This window comes from Streptomyces sp. NPDC038213 (assembly GCF_055600495.1).
The window spans coordinates 571,521-588,960 of sequence record NZ_JBVJYM010000001.1 but is presented as its reverse complement, the minus strand read 5'-3'; the positions used below and the strand labels follow the sequence as shown (position 1 = coordinate 588,960).

Below are 17,440 nucleotides of genomic sequence, written 5' to 3'. Positions count from 1 at the left end.
CAGATGTGGAAGCCCGGTAACGGGTGGAGCTGACTGGTACTAATAGGCCGAGGGCTTGTCCTCAGTTGCTCGCGTCCACTGTGTTAGTTCTGAAGTAACGACCGTGTTGTCATCCGGTTGGTTAACTTCATAGTGTTTCGGTGGTCATAGCGTTAGGGAAACGCCCGGTTACATTTCGAACCCGGAAGCTAAGCCTTTCAGCGCCGATGGTACTGCAGGGGGGACCCTGTGGGAGAGTAGGACGCCGCCGAACAATCATTGTGGGAAAGCCCCGCACCTTCTGGTGCGGGGCTTTTCTGCGTTTAGGGTCAGGGTATGAGCTACGACCTGATCATCTTCGACAACGACGGTGTGCTGGTGGACAGCGAGCCGATCTCCAACACGATCCTGTCCGGCTACCTGACCGAACTCGGGCACCCGACCTCCTACGAGGACTCCCTCCGGGACTACATGGGGGCCGCGGTCCACCGGGTGCACGACCTCGTTTTCGAGCGGACCGGCCGCCGGCTCCCCGAGGACTTCGACCGCACCCTGCACTCCCGGGTCTTCGCCGCCTTCGAGCGGGAACTCCAGCCGGTCCCCGGGGTGGTGGACGTGCTCGCGGAGCTCCGGGCGCTCGGGGTCCCGTACTGCGTGGCCTCCTCCGGGAGCCACGAGCGGATCAGGGTCGGGCACCGCAGCGCCGGACTAGCCGAGTGGTTCCGCGAGGAGATCGTCTTCAGCGCGGAGGACGTGGGCCGGGGCAAGCCGGCCCCGGACCTCTTCCTGCACGCCGCGGCCGCCATGGGCGTACCCCCGGAGCGCTGCGTGGTGGTCGAGGACAGCCGGCTCGGGGTGCAGGCCGCGCAGGCGGCCGGGATGGACGTACTCGGGTTCACGGCCATGACCCCCGCCCTGCGGCTCGCCGGGGCCAAGGAGTTCTTCGCGGAGATGAAGGAGCTGCCGGGGCTGCTCCAGATCGGCGTGTGATCTCTCTACCCACCGGTAGCCGACGGCCCTACGCTGTGCCGCCATGACGGAAGCGGCGGGAACGGGCCCGGCAGGGCCGGCAGGGGTGGGCGTACGGCTGCGGCGGGGGCGGTGGGCCCTCGGGCTGAGCTTCTTCGTCCAGGGCGTGACCTTCGCGCTCCTCGTGACGCGGATCCCGGCCATCCAGGACCGGTACGGGATATCCGACCGGCTGCTGCCCGTCTTCCTGGCCGCCGTGCCCGTCCTCGCCGGGGTGTCCAGCGTGGCCACCGAGAAGCTGGTGCGGCGGGTGGCGCCCGGTGCGGTGCTGCGCTGGTCCCAGCCGGTGGTGCTGCTGGCGCTGCTCGGGGTCGGCGCGGGGCGGGAGCTGTGGCAGGCGGCTGCGGCGCTCGCCCTGTTCGGGCTCGCCGTGGGGGCGCTCGACGCGTCGATGAACATGCTGGGGGTGAGCCTCCAGCGGGCGTACGGCCGCAGCATCATGCTCGGCTTCCACGCGACGTACAGCCTGGGCGGGATCCTCGGGGCCTCGGCGGCCTGGGCCGGGGCGCACTGGGACCTGGACCTGCTGGTGGGCTACCTCCCCGCCGTGGTGCTGCTGTTGCCCCTGGTGCTGCTGGGGAGCCGCTGGTACGTGGACCAGCGCAGGGGGCCCGCCGGGGAGGGACCGGCGGCGGGCGGGCAGGGGAAGGAGGGCGGCGGGGGCGGCGCGGTGTCCTTCAAGCTGCTGCTGCCGCTGTGCCTGGTGATGACCTGTGCGTACATCGGGGACTCGACCGTCGCGAACTGGAGCGCGAAGTACCTCCAGGACGTGCTGGGGAGCTCCGAGCAGCTGGCGACCGTCCCGTACAACGTGTACATGGTCACCACCCTGCTCGGGCGGGCCGTCGGGGACCTGGGGGTGCGGAGGTTCGGTGCGGTCTCCGTGGTGCGCTGCGGGACCCTGCTCGCGGCGGCCGGGTTCGCGGTGGTCGCCGCGGCGCCGGGGGCCTGGGCGGGGATGCTCGGGTTCACGCTGCTGGGGTTCGGGCTGTGCGTGATCGTCCCGCAGACCTTCGCTGCGGCGGGCCGGCTGTTCCCCGGGGACTCCGACACGGCGGTCGCGCGGCTGAACATCTTCAACTACGTCGGCTTCCTCGTCGGCTCCCCGCTGGTCGGCGCGCTCGGGGAGGCCTGGAGCTACCGCGGGGCGATGCTGGTGCCGATGGCCCTGGTGCTGGTCACGCTCGTGCACGCCCGCTCGTTCGGCTCCCCGTCGCCCGCTCCGGAGGGCGCCCGATACGGTGTCGACCATGAGCGGGCGCGCGTTGTTGATGTGGGACGAGGCCGTAACGAAGTATGACTTCGGGCCCAGCCATCCGATGGACCCGGTGCGCCTGGCCCTGACCATGGGCCTGGTGCGGGCCTTCGGGCTGGACCGCGAGACGGAGGTGCGGGCCGCCCGTCCGGCCGGGGACTCGACGCTGCGGCTGGTCCACCGCGAGGACTACGTGGCGGCCGTACGGGAGTTCTCCGCGGATCCGGGTGCCGCCGACGGCTCGTACGGGCTGGGGACCGTCGACGATCCGGCCTTCCACGGGATGCACGAGGCGGCCGCGCTGATCGCCGGGCAGTCGGTGGCGGCGGCGGAGGCGCTGTGGCGCGGGGAGGCGGAGCACGCCGTGAACTTCGCGGGCGGGCTGCACCACGCGATGCCCGGCGGTGCGGCCGGTTTCTGCGTGTACAACGACGCCTCGCTGGCCATCGCCCGGCTGCTGGAGCTCGGCGCGGAGCGGGTGGCGTACGTGGACGTGGACGTGCACCACGGGGACGGGGTGCAGGCGGCGTTCTGGGACGATCCGCGGGTGCTGACCGTCTCGGTGCACGAGCACCCGCGGACGCTGTTCCCGCAGACCGGGTGGCCGGAGGAGACCGGCGGGCCGGCGGCGGAGGGCTCGGCGGTCAACGTGGCCCTGCCGGCGGGGACCGGGGACGAGGGCTGGCTGCGGGCCTTCCACGCGACCGTGCCCGAGCTGCTGGCGGAGTTCAGGCCGCAGGTCCTCGTCACCCAGCACGGGGCGGACACCCACTTCGAGGACCCGCTCGCGCACCTGGCGGTCTCGCTGGACGCGCAGCGGGCCGTACAGGAGGCCTGCCACGGGCTCGCGCACGAGTACGCCGACGGGCGCTGGCTGGCCCTGGGCGGCGGCGGGTACGCGGTCGTGGACGTCGTACCGCGCTCGTGGACCCACCTGGTGGGCATCGCGGCGCACCGGCCGGTGGACCCGGCCGCCGCCGTCCCCGAGGCCTGGCGGGACGAGGTGTACGCGCGGACGCGGCAGCCGGCGCCGCGGCGGATGACGGACGGGCGCACGCCCGCGTGGCGGGACTGGGAGGCCGGGTACGACCCCGCGGACCGGACCGACCAGGCGGTGCTGGCGACCCGGCGGGCGGTCTTCCCGCTGCGCGGACTGCTCGCCTGACGGAGCCTCAGGGTCTGCTTGGCAGAGCCTCGGGAGGGGGCGGGGCGGCCGGTCGGGCTACGACTGGCGGAAGGTTTCAGCCATTGCGGCGATTAGGCCAACTGTGGGGCGTATCCGGGGTTTTGGCGCTGTGTCAGCGGAGGTGCGGCAGCATCGGAGGGTGTTGAGCACCGGCGCTCTGCGTGCCCATCTGCTGGCCGCCCGCCTGGCCGGGCCCGTGGCGACTTCGCGGGAAGAAAGCCTGCGCAGCTACCGGCTCTTCGCCGCCCGGGACCCCCGGGTGCTCCTGGGGCTGGACCCCGACTGGGGCTGGGGCGAGGCCGACCTGCTGCGCCTGATGGCGGACAAGTGCGGGGTCTCGGCGGACCCGGGGCGGGTGACCGGTCCCGACGTGATCGATCCGGAGCGGACCCTCGCGGGGTTGGAGGCCTTCGCGCAGCGGCTGCGCGGGGTGGCCGCGCGGCGCGGTGCGGTGCTGTTCGGGACGGGGCATCCGCACCGGCTGCTGGGCTTCTACGCCAGTTTGGCGGAGGCGTTGTCGGCGGCGGGATGTGAAGTCCTCACCCCGGCGCAGGGGCGCGGTGTCGACATGGCGACGCGGTTCGGCGTACGTCCGTACACCCTCGATTACGTACGGGGCGTTGCACTGGTGCGGGAGCCCGGCGCGCGGGCGCGCGGGAGTGCGACCGGCGCACACACCCATTCCCCGCTGCCTGTCCGGGTGGCCCTGGGGGCCCTCGCGGAGGCCGGCGGACCCCTGCCGGAGCTCGTCGTCGGGGACCACGGGTGGGTCTGCGGGGCAGGTCAGCTGGGTTTCGAGGCGATCGGGCTGGCCGATACCGATGATCCGGCGCTGTTCGTGGGCGAGGCCGAGGGGAGCGTCGCCGTGGCCGTTCCGCTGGACGACGCCGTGCGGTCGGATTATTACCTGCCGCTTACTCGCTATGTACTCAATCGGGCGAGTCTGTCGGGGTAGATCCGTGGCCGCAGCTCCTCTTCCCCACTCGTACCACCCGCCCCTACTCTGGGGAGTGAGCGTGCGACGACGAGGAGTAACCGGAGGGGAAGCCGGTGCCCGTCCTGCGCGGAAGGTCAAGGTGTGTCATGGCTGCTGGCGAGAGGCCTCTCAGCGAGGTTCAGTTCCTGACCGTGGCGGAGGTCGCCTCGGTGATGCGAGTGTCGAAGATGACCGTGTACCGGCTGGTGCACAACGGTCATCTGCCCGCGATCAGGGTGGGCCGGTCCTTCCGGGTCCCCGAGAACGCGGTCCACGAGTACCTCCGGGAGTCCTATGTGGGGGTGGAGTCCGCCTGATTCTGATGCCCCCGGGGACCCTGCCGGGACCCTCGGCGGCAGTGCCGCGGAGGGTCCGCGGGACTCGGATTACAAGCTCAGCCCTGCGCCGGGTAGGCTAGGCCGACGTAGGTCGTGTGGGCCCAGACAGCCCCGCACCGAGATGTCCCCGCCAACGCGGGGGTTGACCAAGTGAGCGAGGGTAGTCGTGGGCTCTGTTATCAAGAAGCGCCGCAAGCGGATGGCCAAGAAGAAGCACCGCAAGCTGCTGAAGCGCACCCGCGTGCAGCGTCGTAACAAGAAGTAAACGGCAGCTGTACGTGTTCTCCGCAGCCCCTCCACCATCATTGGGTGGAGGGGCTGCGGTGTTTCCGGACCGGGCCGGGGCGTCCGCCGCGGCGGGCGCGGAGGGAGGGGGCTGATCTTGGGGAAGGTCGTGCTCGTGACCGGGGCTGCCCGGCAGCTGGGCAGCCGGTTCGTGCGCAGGGTCCAGCGGGATCCGGAGGTCGCGCGGGTGATCGCGGTGGACGCGGTGGAGCCCGCGCAGCGGCTCGGGTCGGCGGTGTTCCTGCGGGCCGACATCCGGCAGCCGGTGATCGGCCGGATCCTCGCCGAGCACGCCGTGGACACGGTCGTGCACCTGGCCGTGACGGGCACCCCGCTGGGCAGCGGGAGCCGCACCTCCGTGAAGGAGGCCAACGTCATCGGCACCATGCAGCTGCTCGGCGCCTGCCAGAAGTCCCCGACCCTGCGCCGCCTCGTCGTGAAGTCCTCGACGGGCGTGTACGGGGCCGCCTCGAAGGACCCCGCGGTCTTCACCGAGAGCACCCAGCCGAAGTCGCTGCCCGGCGGCGGCTTCCCGAAGGACGCCGTCGAGGTCGAGGGGTACGTGCGCGGATTCTCCCGGCGCCGCCCCGACGTGTCGGTGTCCGTCCTGCGCTTCGCGAACATCCTCGGCCCGCGCGCGGACTCCCCGCTGGCCGAGTACTTCTCGCTGCCGGTGCTGCCCACCGTCCTCGGCTACGACCCGCGGCTGCAGTTCGTGCACGAGGACGACGTCCTGGACGTGCTGGCCCTGGCCGCGGGGGAGCCGCGCGTGGGCACCCTGAACAACGGGACCTTCAACATCGCGGGGGACGGGGTGCTGACCCTGTCCCAGTGCTCGCGCCGGCTGGGGCGGCCGACGGTGCCCCTGCTGCTGCCGGCGGTGAACTGGGTGGGCTCCGCGCTGCGGGCGGTGGGCGCCGCGGACTTCTCCGCGGAGCAGGTGCGGCTGCTGACGCACGGGCGGGTGGTGCAGACCGCGCGGATGCGCGAGGTGCTGGGCTTCACGCCCGCCTACACGACCGCCGAGACCTTCGCGGAGTTCGCGGCCGCCCGCGGGCCGGGGCTGCTGCCGCCGGCCGCGCTGGGGCGGGCCGTGGACCGGGTCGCGGGGCTGCTGGATGCAGGAGGTGCCCCGGGCGCTGCGGCGGACCGGGCCGGAGAGGGAGCGCAGCGATAATGGCCGACGCCAAGGTGATCCCGTTCGACGACGACCGCGAGCGGGCCCGTACGGGCTCCCCGCGGGCGCAGCGGCGCCGGGGGGCCGCGCGGCGCTCCGGGGCGGCGGAGGGGCCCGCGGTGAGCGCGCTCCCGGGGGCGGAGCCGGACGCGGGAGCGGACGGGGCTGCGGACGCGGGTACGGACGCAAGCGCGGGCGCGGAGGCGGCCGTCGGGACGGCGGAGCCCCCGGCGGCTGCGGCTGAGCCCCCGGCGGAGGCCCTGGCGGGCGTGGAGGCGGGCGTGGAGGCGGAAGAGCGCCCGGGTGCCGGTGCCGGCTGGGAGCGGCGGGTCGCCGGCGGGCTGGCCTTCCTGCGGCGCCGGATCACCGGCGAGTACGAGGTCGACGAGTTCGGGTACGACAAGGAGCTCACGGACGAGGTCCTGATGTCCCTGCTCCGGCCGCTCCACGACTCGTACTTCCGGGTCGAGGTGAAGGGGATCGAGAACATCCCGTCGGAGGGCGGGGCCCTGATCGTCGCCAACCACTCGGGCACGCTGCCGCTGGACGGGCTGATGCTCCAGGTGGCGGTGCACGACCGGCATCCGGCGCAGCGGCACCTGCGGCTCCTCGCGGCGGACCTGGTGTTCATGCTGCCGGTGGTCAACCAGCTGGCCCGCAAGGCGGGTCACACGCTGGCCTGCGCGGAGGACGCGCAGCGGCTGCTGGAGGCCGGGGAGCTGGTCGGCGTGATGCCGGAGGGCTTCAAGGGGATAGGGAAGCCGTTCGGGGACCGGTACAAGCTCCAGCGGTTCGGCCGGGGCGGGTTCGTCTCCACGGCGCTGCGCGCGGGCACGCCGATCGTGCCGTGCTCGATCGTCGGGGCCGAGGAGATCTATCCGATGGTCGGGAACGCGAAGACGCTGGCGAGGCTGCTGGGGCTGCCGTACTTCCCGATCACGCCGACCTTCCCGTGGCTGGGGCCGCTGGGCGCGCTGCCGCTGCCGACGAAGTGGACGATCCAGTTCGGGGAGCCGATCCCGACGGACGGGTACCCGCCCGAGGCGGCGGAGGACCCGATGCTGATGTTCAACCTCACGGACCAGGTCCGCGAGCAGATCCAGCACACCCTGTACAAGCTGCTGGTGCAGCGGAGGTCGGTGTTCTTCTGAACCCGCCGGGGTCCGGAAGGACACCGACCTCGCGCCTGCGTCCGTACTGCCGCTAGCCGGCGTCCTCCGCGTTCAGCCCCAGGCCGGGCAGGATGCCCGGGAGGAGCGGCGGCAGGGTGATGTCGGGCTCCGCGGTGTCCTCCTCCGACGGGGTGCTGGGCGTCGGGTCGGACAGCGGCGGGTCGAGCAGTCCGCCCGGTCCGTTGCCGCCGAGGAGGCCGTCGTCCCCGTCCTCGCCCTTGTCGGCGGGGCTGGGCGAGGGCTTGACCGGTGCGCTGCCCTTGCCGGCGGGCGGGCTGCTCTCGGGTGCCGGGTTCCGGTTGTCCGCCGACTGGCCGGTGCCGGTGTCGGTGGTGTTCTCCGGGGCCGAGGAGCGCTGCTTCTCCCGGGTCTGCGGAAGCAGCGGTTCCAGGGGGCCGACCTCGTCGTCTATGGCGTCGAAGACGGAGTTCACCTGGTCGCCCACGTCGGTCAGCTGGGCCGGCAGCCGCTCGCGCAGCTTCCCCCAGGCGTCCCGGTGGGAGCGGGAGAACGAGGACAGGGTCTGGATCGGACCCAGTTCGCCGTCCTGCTCGTACGCCGCGTGCAGCAGCCGGTGCCCTTCCTCGGCATCGTGCTTCATGCCCGACAGCGCGCGCCTGATCTCGCCCAGGGACTCGTGGTCGAGGGGGCCGGCCTTGCCGCGCTCCATGAGGCGGCGGGCCTCGTGGAGACGGGTGGAGGCCTGGTCGAGGTAGAGCTCCCCGCGGTCGCCCACGTCGTCGGCGAAGCCGAGCCGGATGTCCTCCATACCCCGCTTGACGGGGTACAGCGAGTCACCCGGCAGGGCGTCCGTGCTGGCAGCGGCCACTCCGCTGAACGCCCCTGCGGCCACACCGACCGTGAGGCCGCCCGCTGCGATGCCCTTGGACCAGCGGGAGCGGGGACGCAGTTTCCGGAGCGCGGTCGCCCGGTGGGCGCCGCGGCCGGTCCGCTGTTCGGGCACTTGAGGGTCCGCGGGGGCACCGCCAAGGGTCCCCTCCATCACCATGGCCTCCATGGCGGCTACGAGCTGGGCTCGCTGCACCACTTTGACCTCGGGGTCCAGCACCGGGCGCGGCAGTTCGCCGAGCACGCTCGCCAGGGCCAACAGCCGGTCGTGTCCGCCCGGTTCGGCGGCCTCGGCCGGCGCCTCGGACTGCTGGGCCGCCGTCTCCGGGGGATCAGACGGCGTCTGATCCTCCAGGGCCTGGGCGAAGGCGTTCGCCCGCCGGTGCGCCGAAACGTTCGCGATCACTGGCGGCACCTCCTCTCGTCATGACGATCGACTCCCCTGCGTGTACGGAAGGTTGCCTTCCTTGAGGCCTTCCACTCTTTCGAGTGAGAGACCGGGGGCATGGCGTGTCCACAGGGAGCCTGCATTCCGCACAACGAGCGGCGCGGCAGTTGGGTTACGGACGAAGGATGATCGGACCACAGCGTCATCGAAGGGGCACCGGAAGGGAGTCGGGGGTCAGCGGGCGTCATCCGGGAGCAGCCGGGCGAGCGTGCGCACCGCCCGGTACTGCAGGGTCTTGATGGCGCCCTCGTTCTTGCCCATCACCCGGGCCGTCTCGGCGACCGAGAGGCCCTGCAGGAAGCGCAGGGTCACGCACTCCTGCTGCTGGGGGTTGAGCTTGCGGACCGCTTCGAGCAGCGCCGCGTTCGAGAGCGACTCCAGGACCGATTCCTCGGGGGAGCGTTCGACCTCGTTGGCATCGAGCATTTCGCCCGTGGTGACCTCGAGGCGGAACCGGCTGGACTTGAAGTGGTCCGCCACGAGGTTGCGGGCGATGGTCACCAGCCAGGCGCCGAAGTCTCGGCCCTGCCAGGTGAAGGTGGAGATGCGGCGCAGTGCGCGCAGGAAGGTCTCACTGGTGAGGTCCTCCGCGGTCGCCTTGCCGCCCACGCGGTAGTAGATGTAGCGGTAGACCGTGTCGCTGTACTGGTCGTACAGCCGGCCGAAGGCGTCGGCCTCGCCGGCCTGGGCGCGCTCGACCAGGTCCATCATGCGGGCGCTGTCGCTGTCCGCAGTGGGCCGGCGGGCGGTTGCGGTGCTCGTCGAACCGGATGCGCCGGTGGTGCCGGACGATCCGGAGGAGCCGGACGCCGAGGCACCGCCCCTGCCGCGTCTGCCCACCGTCGCTCCGCCGTCCGTCAGGGCATAGCAGGGACCGGCAGGGCCGAGGCCGGCAGGGACCGCAGCGGCGAAGGCAGGGGTGGCGTACGCGGTGGGGACGATGCCGCGCAAGTGGTCGATGACCACTGCGCGGAGCGTAGCCAGGCCCGAGGCGTCAACCCCGACAGGTGGGTACACGGGACTCCCAGAGGCAGAGCTTCCATCACGTGCAGTGCGGGACCTTTGATCGTCGGCCTGCCGGGCGGTGCCGGTGGGCGGTTGACGAAGGGGTGCCCGTATGCGTTTGAGGAGAATAACGCTTCGTACAGGCAGCGCTACACCCAGTTGCTCAAATCATCGATTCCGACACTTCTGTTGCGTGTCGAGGGCATATTCGATCGCGGATCGTGATCGGTTGATGATCAGTTCTGTGTGCGGAATGCCTGGTTCCAACGCCGGTTGTGGCCGAGTCGGGCCGGTCCGCGTGGGGTCCCGCGGCCGCGGGTAGGGCTGTGGGAATGCGCCCCGCTGCGGGCGGGCAGACGGCGGCCCCCGCACGGGATCCGTGCGGGGGCCGGGCGGACGCGGGCCGGGGCTACCTGCGGCGGCGGTGCAGGGCCACCGCGGCGGCCGTGCCGCCCGCCAGGGCGCCGACCCCTGCGGCCGCCGGGATGCCGACCTTCACGGCCTTGCGGCCGGTCCGATAGTCGCGCAGCCGCCAGTCGTGGGCGCGGGCATGCCTGCGCAGTTTTGTGTCGGGATTGATCGCGTACGGATGTCCGACGAGCGACAGCATCGGGATGTCGTTGTGCGAATCGCTGTACGCCGCGCAGCGCGCGAGATCGAGCCCCTCGGCCGCGGCCAGGGCCCGGACCGCCTCGGCCTTCGCGGGGCCGTGGAGCGGCTCGCCGACCAGCCGGCCCGTGTACACGCCGTCCACCGACTCGGCGACGGTGCCGAGCGCGCCGGTGAGCCCGAGGCGGCGGGCGATGATCGTCGCGGTCTCGACCGGGGCGGCGGTGACGAGCCAGACCTTCTGGCCCGCGTCGAGGTGCGCCTGGGCCAGGGCGCGCGTGCCCGGCCAGATCCGCTCCTCCATGTACTCGTCGTAGATCTCCTCGCCGATGTCCATCAGCTCGGAGACGCGGTGGCCCTTCACGATGGACAGGGCGCTGTCGCGGGCGTCCTGCATGTGCTCGGGGTCCTCGACCCCGGCGAGCCGGAACCAGGCCTGCTGCCAGGCGAAGCGGGCGAGCTCGCGGCGCTGGAAGAACTCGCGCTTGTAGAGGCCGCGGCCGAAGTGGAAGATCGCGGCGCCCTGCATGACGGTGTTGTCGAGGTCGAAGAAGGCGGCGGCGTACTCGTCGCCCTCGACGGGGAAGGCCGGCTCGGCGGGCGCGGGGGCGGTGTCCGGGAGGGCTGGTTCGGCGGCTACCTCTTCCGGGGTCGCGGCCCCTTCGAGCTTGCGCGCGGCCTCCGCCGAGGCCTCGCCTGCCAGCACGCTCCGGGCAGTTGCCGGGCGCTTACCGGATGTGAGCCATCGGAATCGTGCTCGCGTCCCGGAGGGACTCCTACCGGGGTGGCGGTCGGGCGACGGGCGGGCCATGAGGGGAGCATAGTCAAGGTGTTCGGGAGTTCTCGAACCGTGGGGATTCAGGGGGGTGAACTCTGCGGGGCGCGGGTGTTACGCGTTCGGCGGGCGAGAATGGGGGCATGAGCCCATTGCTGCGCCGCAAGGAAAAGAAGAGCCCCGCCGAGCGGATGGTCACGCTCATCGGGAAGCCCGGCTGCCATCTCTGCGAGGAGGCGGAGGAAGTGGTCGGGGCGGTCTGTGCGGAGACGGGCGCGCAGTGGGAGAAGAAGGACATCTCCCAGGACGAGGAGCTGCACCGGCAGTACTGGGAGCAGATCCCGGTCGTGCTGGTGGACGGCGAGCAGCACACCTTCTGGCGGGTGAACCCGGACCGGCTCCGCCGCGCATTGGTCGGCTGACCGGGGGCCGGTTACCATCGTGGGCGTTTTGAGCGGTCTCGGGGGCGTATGGATCGAGGACGGTGTTCTTCTTTGCCCCCGTCGGGATGTAGACGAGCGGCGCGTACCGGTAGTTCCCGCAGTGTGCGCCCGGGACGCGTGAGCCCGGTCACTTTGGTCGGACAAAATGGACACAATCTTTGTGCACGCGTTCACAAAGACATAGCCTGCATTCGACGGGGCGGTCCTGGGACAAGTGGCCGCCTGCAGCCCCGCTCATCCCGCAGGAGCATCGTGGCAACTGGCCGAACTCACCGACCGGCGACCCGCAGCCGAGGCATTCCCGAGGCCACTGTCGCCCGGCTCCCGCTGTACCTGCGGGCCCTCACCGCGCTGTCCGAGCGGTCCGTGCCCACCGTCTCCTCCGAGGAGCTCGCGGCCGCCGCCGGGGTCAATTCCGCGAAGCTGCGCAAGGACTTCTCGTACCTGGGCTCGTACGGCACCCGCGGGGTCGGCTACGACGTCGAGTACCTCGTCTACCAGATCTCCCGCGAGCTCGGCCTGACGCAGGACTGGCCGGTCGTCATCGTCGGCATCGGCAACCTCGGCGCCGCCCTGGCCAACTACGGCGGGTTCGCCTCGCGCGGGTTCCGCGTGGCCGCGCTGATCGACGCGGACCCGGCGATGGCCGGGAAGCCGGTCGCCGGGATGCCGGTGCAGCACACCGACGACCTCGAAAAGATCATCGACGACAACGGGGTCTCGATCGGCGTCATCGCCACCCCCGCCGGGGCCGCCCAGCAGGTCTGCGACCGGCTCGTCGCCGCCGGGGTCACCTCCATCCTGAACTTCGCGCCGACCGTGCTGTCCGTGCCGGAGGGCGTGGACGTGCGGAAGGTCGACCTCTCGATCGAGCTGCAGATCCTGGCGTTCCACGAGCAGCGCAAGGCCGGGGAGGACAGCGGGGCCTCGGGGGCTCCGGCTGCCGCCGCCCCTGCCGCGGGTGCCTCCGCGGGTGCTTCCGGTGCCGGGCGCACGGCTGCGGGCGCCGGTACGGGTACGGGTACCGGTACGGGTGTGCCCGCGGTCGGCGGGGCGCGCAAGGGCGAGGGGCCCGACGGGGACGTGCCGGCGGTGATGCCGGCATGAGTCTGCTCGTCGTAGGACTGAGCCACCGCAGTGCGCCCGTCAGCGTGCTGGAGCGGGCCGCGCTGTCCGCGGACGCCAAGGTCAAGCTGCTGCACGACACGCTCGCCGCCGAACCGGCGACCGAGGCGGCCGTGCTCGCCACCTGCAACCGGATCGAGCTGTACGCCAACGTGGACAAGTTCCACGCGGGCGTCGCCGAGCTGTCCACGCTGCTGGCCCAGCACAGCGGGGTCGCGCTGGAGGAACTCACCCCCTACCTGTACGTGCACTACGAGGACCGCGCCGTCCACCACTTCTTCTCGGTGGCCTGCGGACTGGACTCGATGGTCGTCGGCGAGGGCCAGATCCTCGGCCAGATCAAGGACGCGCTCGCGCTGGGGCAGGAGCTCCACACCGCGGGCCGGCTGATCAACGACCTCTTCCAGCAGGCCCTGCGGGTCGGCAAGCGGGCGCACTCCGAGACCGGGATCGACCGGGCCGGACAGTCGCTCGTCACCTTCGGCCTGGAGCAGCTCGCGCTGCCGGGCGGCGAGCCGGTGGAGGCCTGGGCCGCGGGCAAGCGGGCGCTGGTCATCGGCGCCGGGTCCATGTCCTCGCTCGCGGCGGCGACGCTGGCGCGGGCCGGGGTCGCGGAGGTCGTGGTCGCGAACCGGACGATGGAGCGGGCTGAGCGGCTGGTCGAGATTCTGGCGGGGGCGGGTTCCGGTGCCGGGGCTGGGTCCGGGGGCGGGGTTTCGGCTCGGGCCGTGGCGATGGCGGCCGTCGGTGCGGAGCTGGCGCGCGTGGACGTCGTCGTCTCCTGTACCGGGGCCACGGGGCTGGTGCTGACCGAGGACGCCGTGCGGGATGCGGTGGCCGGCGGAGCCGGCGTGGACGGTGGGGTGGGCCCTGCGGGGCATTCCCCCACCCCGCCCCTTCCCGGAACCGGGCTGCGCCCGGACCCGCTTCGGGGCTCCGCCCCGGACCCCGCGCCTCAAGCGCCGGCGGGGCTGGATTCGGCTGCTGCCGGATCGGCCGCCGAGGGGCTGGATTCGGCGTCCGCCGGGATGTCCCTTGCGGGGCTGGATCTGGCTGCTGCCGGATCGGGCGCTGCCGAGGCGTCCATTGCGGGGCTGGATCTTGAGGGGATCGGGCGGTTGGCTGCGGCTGCGGCGGTGTTCGGGCGGATTGCCGATGCCGGGGCCGTGCGGACGCTCGTGCCGGTGGACGGGGGCGAGGACGCCGACGGGTGTCCCGTCGGGTTCGACGGGGCCGCCGGTGACGGGCGGGCCGCGCTGACCGGGGTCGACGCGGGGTCGCTCGAACTGCACGGGGCCTGGGCCGACCAGGGCGAGGCCGCCGCGCAGCGGACCCCGCGCAAGGGCGTCCGCGTCGAGCACAGCAACGGTGCGCCCGTACGGCTCGCCCTGCTCGACCTCGCGATGCCGCGCGACATCGACGCCGCCGTGCACCGGATCCCCGGGGTCCGGCTCGTCGACATCGAGAGCCTGGCCGAGGCCAGCGCCGACGCCCCGATGGCCGCGGACGTGGAGCTCGTACGCGAGATCGTCGCCGCCGAGGTGGCCGCCTTCGGCGCCGCCCAGCGGGCCGCGCACATCACGCCGACCGTGGTCGCCCTGCGCGCCATGGCCGCCGAGGTGGTGGCCTCCGAGGTGGCCCGGCTCGACGGGCGCCTCCCCGAGCTCGACGAGCGGCAGCGCGCCGAGGTCACCCAGGCCGTCCGCCGCGTGGTGGACAAACTCCTGCACGCACCGACCGTGCGGGTCAAGCAGCTCGCGAGCGAACCCGGCGGCGCCGGGTACGCCGAGGCGCTGCGCGAACTCTTCGACCTCGACCCGCAGACGGTGGCATCCGTCAGCCGGGCCGACCTCAACGACGGTGACGTGCAGAGCGTCAAGAACACAGGACGGGCAGCATCATGAACTCAGGCCCTGCCCAGCAGCCGCTGAAGCTCGGTACGCGGCGCAGCAAGCTGGCCATGTCCCAGTCCGGGCACGTCGCCGAGGCGGTGCGCGCCCTCACCGGCCGTCCCGTCGAGCTCGTGGAGATCACCACGTACGGCGACGTCTCGCGGGAGAACCTCGCGCAGATCGGCGGCACGGGCGTGTTCGTGACCGCGCTGCGCGACGCCCTCGTGCGCGGTGAGGTCGACTTCGCCGTGCACTCGCTCAAGGACCTGCCGACCGCGCAGCCCGCCGAGCTGGTGCTCGCCGCGATCCCCGAGCGGGAGGACCCGCGGGACGTGCTGGTCGCCCGCGACGGGCTGACCTTCGAGGCGCTGCCCGACGGCGCCCGCGTCGGTACCGGCTCGCCGCGCCGGATGGCGCAGCTCAACGCGTACGCCAAGCAGCTCGGCAAGCGCATCGAGACCGTCCCGATCCGCGGCAACGTCGACACCCGCATCGGCTTCGTCCACTCCGGCGAGCTGGACGCGGTCGTGCTGGCCGCCGCCGGGCTCAACCGGATCGGGCGCAGCGACGAAGCCACCGACCACCTCTCGGTCGACCACGTTCTGCCCGCCCCCGGCCAGGGGGCACTGGCGGTCGAGTGCCTCGCGGACAACGCGGACCTCATCGCCGTACTCGGCAAGCTCGACGACCCGCACACCCGGGCCGCCGTCTACGCCGAGCGTTCTCTGCTCGCGGCCCTGGAAGCCGGCTGCAGTGCGCCCGTGGGCGCACTCGCGGACCTGGCCTCCGCCGGGGAGGGCGAGCAGGCTGTCAACGAAATGCGCCTGAGGGGCGTCGTCGGCACGACCGACGGCTCCTCGCTGGTGCAGCTGTCCACCACCGGTCCCGTGCCCCGGTCCGCCGAAGAGGCGATGGCGCTCGGCCGCGAACTCGCGGACGAGATGCTGGCCAAGGGCGCGGCCGGTCTGATGGGGGAGCGAGCACTTTGAGCCCCACAAGTTCCACCACCTCCGCGCTTCCGGCGCTCGCCCGCGGGCACGTCACCTTCCTCGGTGCCGGCCCCGGCGATCCGGGACTGCTCACGCTGCGGGCCGTCGAGGCACTCGCCTCCGCGGACGTACTGATCGCGGAGCCCGGGGTGCTCGAAGTCGTGCGTGCGCATGCGCGCACGGGCGTCGACATGCCGCAGCTGACGGTCGCTGACGAGGCGTCAGCAGCCGCCGGGGTCCCGGTGATCCGGGATGCCGCCAATCTTGTCATGGAGGCTGCGCGCTCCGGCAGGCGGGTCGTGCGTGCGGTGACGGGCGACCCCGGCCTCGACGGCAGCGCGGCCGAGGAGATGCTCGCCTGCGCCTCCGCCGGCATCCCCTTCGAGGTGGTCCCGGGCGTGGCGACCGCGGTGGGCGTGCCCGCGTACGCCGGTGTGCCGCTGGGCGACAGGACCGGTACGGACGTCCGCTTCGTCGACGCCCGCAACGCCTCCGCGCGCTGCTGGACCGAGGTCGGCGCCAGCGACGGCACCCTCGTCGTCTCGGCGACCCTGGAGACCGTGGCCGCCGCCGCGGCCGAGCTGGTGACCGCCGGGCGCAAGCCCGACACCCCGCTGACCGTGACGGTCGGCGGCACCACCACCCGGCAGCGCACGTGGAGCGCCACGCTCGGCACGATCGCCCAGGTCTTCAAGCAGGGCAAGGTGCTCCCCTCCCCCGAGGGGCACCAGCCGGTGATAGCCGTGGTCGGTGAGCACTGCGCCGCCGCGCGCCGTGACGAGCTGGCCTGGTTCGAGTCGAAGCCGCTCTTCGGGTGGCGGGTCCTGGTCCCGCGGACGAAGGAGCAGGCGGCCTCGCTGTCCGACCAGCTGCGCTCGTACGGCGCGGTGCCGCACGAGGTGCCGACGATCGCCGTCGAGCCCCCGCGCACCCCGCAGCAGATGGAGCGGGCGGTCAAGGGCCTGGTCACCGGCCGGTACGAGTGGATCGCCTTCACCAGCGTCAACGCGGTGAAGGCCGTACGCGAGAAGTTCGAGGAGTACGGGCTCGACGCCCGTGCCTTCGCGGGCATCAAGGTCGCCGCCGTGGGCGAGCAGACCGCGAAGTCCCTGATCGAGTTCGGCGTGAAGCCGGACCTGGTGCCGAGCGGCGAGCAGTCCGCCGCGGGGCTGCTGGAGGACTGGCCGCCGTACGACCCGGTCTTCGACCCGATCGACCGCGTCTTCCTGCCGCGCGCCGACATCGCGACCGAGACGCTGGTCGCGGGCCTGATCGAGTTGGGCTGGGAGGTCGACGACGTCACCGCCTACCGGACCGTGCGCGCGTCGCCGCCGCCGGCGGACACCCGTGAGGCGATCAAGGGCGGCGGCTTCGACGCCGTGCTCTTCACCTCCTCGTCCACGGTGCGGAACCTGGTCGGCATCGCGGGCAAGCCGCACAACGTGACCGTGATCGCGTGTATCGGCCCGGCGACCGCCAAGACCGCCGAGGAGCACGGGCTCCGGGTCGACGTGCTGTCGCCGGAGCCGAGCGTCAGCAAGCTCGCCGAGGCCCTCGCCGAGTACGGCGCGGCCCGCCGCGAGGCGGCCCGCGAGGCCGGCGAGACGGTCGCGCGGCCGAGCGAGCGGCGTCCGGGCGCGCGCAGGCGTCGTACGACGTGAGCCGGTTAGGAGCGCCGAACGGCGCGGGCCGGTTAGGCGGCGCCGTCCGGGACGACGGTCAGGGCGAGGGCCCGGGTGCGGACGGCACCCGGGCCCTCGTGCGTATGTGGGCGTACGGGCGCGTGTAGGTGGGCGTGTGCGTGTACGTGTGCGCGGGGGTGCTGCGGGCGGGCGCCCGGGCCGGGGGCGGGCCCCCGCACGGCCTACCCTTGTCCCGACTGCTGTCGATGCTCGAAGAGGCGACTGA

General features: G+C 72.6%; 16 protein-coding genes and 1 rRNA gene. 14 read left to right on the top strand and 3 right to left on the bottom strand.

Going from position 1 to position 17,440, the window contains the following annotated elements; translation table 11 throughout:
• Positions 1-136 precede the first annotated feature (136 nt).
• From rrf to ACZ7JZ_RS02715, 9 genes are all read left to right on the top strand, one after another.
• Positions 137-253 (top strand): 5S ribosomal RNA (rrf, locus tag ACZ7JZ_RS02755).
• A gap of 62 nt (positions 254-315) precedes the next feature.
• The gene (locus ACZ7JZ_RS02750; RefSeq protein ID WP_470932385.1) at positions 316-969 is read left to right on the top strand and encodes an HAD family hydrolase; all 654 of its coding nucleotides are present in this window, start codon (positions 316-318) and stop codon (positions 967-969) included.
• A 43-nt stretch (positions 970-1,012) separates the two neighbouring features.
• On the top strand, positions 1,013-2,308 hold the full coding sequence (locus ACZ7JZ_RS02745; RefSeq protein WP_470932383.1) for an MFS transporter: 1,296 nt from the start codon (positions 1,013-1,015) through the stop codon (positions 2,306-2,308).
• Positions 2,259-3,428, top strand: a complete 1,170-nt coding sequence (locus ACZ7JZ_RS02740) for an acetoin utilization protein AcuC (protein ID WP_470932381.1) — start codon at positions 2,259-2,261, stop codon at positions 3,426-3,428. Before ACZ7JZ_RS02745 ends, ACZ7JZ_RS02740 begins: the two co-directional genes overlap by 50 nt.
• A 160-nt stretch (positions 3,429-3,588) precedes the next feature.
• Positions 3,589-4,404, top strand: coding sequence for a phosphatase (locus ACZ7JZ_RS02735; protein ID WP_470932379.1), 816 nt, complete (start codon positions 3,589-3,591; stop codon positions 4,402-4,404).
• Between the two features lie 128 nt (positions 4,405-4,532).
• A complete protein-coding gene (locus tag ACZ7JZ_RS02730; RefSeq protein ID WP_008738568.1) occupies positions 4,533-4,742 on the top strand; it encodes a helix-turn-helix domain-containing protein in 210 nt (69 codons plus the stop codon).
• Between the two features lie 187 nt (positions 4,743-4,929).
• Positions 4,930-5,028: a 30S ribosomal protein bS22 gene (locus ACZ7JZ_RS02725; RefSeq protein WP_003948845.1), complete on the top strand. Its 99-nt coding sequence runs from the start codon at positions 4,930-4,932 to the stop codon at positions 5,026-5,028.
• A gap of 117 nt (positions 5,029-5,145) precedes the next feature.
• Positions 5,146-6,225: an NAD-dependent epimerase/dehydratase family protein gene (locus ACZ7JZ_RS02720; protein ID WP_470932377.1), complete on the top strand. Its 1,080-nt coding sequence runs from the start codon at positions 5,146-5,148 to the stop codon at positions 6,223-6,225.
• Positions 6,225-7,376 carry a lysophospholipid acyltransferase family protein gene (locus ACZ7JZ_RS02715; RefSeq protein ID WP_470932375.1) on the top strand — a complete coding sequence of 384 codons (1,152 nt, stop codon included), beginning with the start codon at positions 6,225-6,227 and terminating at the stop codon, positions 7,374-7,376. The genes ACZ7JZ_RS02720 and ACZ7JZ_RS02715 overlap by 1 nt, the downstream gene beginning before the upstream one ends.
• A gap of 52 nt (positions 7,377-7,428) precedes the next feature.
• Here the strand turns inward: ACZ7JZ_RS02715 and ACZ7JZ_RS02710 are convergent, their stop codons facing one another.
• The 3 genes from ACZ7JZ_RS02710 to ACZ7JZ_RS02700 form a co-directional block, all read right to left on the bottom strand.
• Positions 7,429-8,652, bottom strand: a complete 1,224-nt coding sequence (locus ACZ7JZ_RS02710; RefSeq protein WP_470932373.1) for a DUF5667 domain-containing protein — start codon at positions 8,650-8,652, stop codon at positions 7,429-7,431.
• 216 nt (positions 8,653-8,868) lie between these two features.
• Positions 8,869-9,711, bottom strand: coding sequence for an ECF subfamily RNA polymerase sigma factor, BldN family (locus ACZ7JZ_RS02705; RefSeq protein ID WP_470932372.1), 843 nt, complete (start codon positions 9,709-9,711; stop codon positions 8,869-8,871).
• Between the two features lie 397 nt (positions 9,712-10,108).
• Positions 10,109-11,119, bottom strand: coding sequence for an HAD family hydrolase (locus tag ACZ7JZ_RS02700; RefSeq protein WP_470932370.1), 1,011 nt, complete (start codon positions 11,117-11,119; stop codon positions 10,109-10,111).
• A gap of 107 nt (positions 11,120-11,226) precedes the next feature.
• Here ACZ7JZ_RS02700 and ACZ7JZ_RS02695 point away from each other — a divergent pair, with 107 nt between their 5' ends.
• From ACZ7JZ_RS02695 to ACZ7JZ_RS02675, 5 genes are all read left to right on the top strand, one after another.
• A complete protein-coding gene (locus ACZ7JZ_RS02695) occupies positions 11,227-11,505 on the top strand; it encodes a glutaredoxin family protein (RefSeq protein WP_470932368.1) in 279 nt (92 codons plus the stop codon).
• Positions 11,506-11,778: 273 nt separating this feature from the next.
• On the top strand, positions 11,779-12,633 hold the full coding sequence (locus ACZ7JZ_RS02690; RefSeq protein ID WP_470932366.1) for a redox-sensing transcriptional repressor Rex: 855 nt from the start codon (positions 11,779-11,781) through the stop codon (positions 12,631-12,633).
• The gene (locus ACZ7JZ_RS02685; protein ID WP_470932364.1) at positions 12,630-14,555 is read left to right on the top strand and encodes a glutamyl-tRNA reductase; all 1,926 of its coding nucleotides are present in this window, start codon (positions 12,630-12,632) and stop codon (positions 14,553-14,555) included. Before ACZ7JZ_RS02690 ends, ACZ7JZ_RS02685 begins: the two co-directional genes overlap by 4 nt.
• Positions 14,552-15,532, top strand: coding sequence for a hydroxymethylbilane synthase (gene hemC, locus ACZ7JZ_RS02680; protein ID WP_470932362.1), 981 nt, complete (start codon positions 14,552-14,554; stop codon positions 15,530-15,532). The genes ACZ7JZ_RS02685 and hemC overlap by 4 nt, the downstream gene beginning before the upstream one ends.
• Positions 15,529-17,193, top strand: coding sequence for a bifunctional uroporphyrinogen-III C-methyltransferase/uroporphyrinogen-III synthase (locus ACZ7JZ_RS02675; protein WP_470932360.1), 1,665 nt, complete (start codon positions 15,529-15,531; stop codon positions 17,191-17,193). The genes hemC and ACZ7JZ_RS02675 overlap by 4 nt, the downstream gene beginning before the upstream one ends.
• Positions 17,194-17,440: the final 247 nt, after the last annotated feature.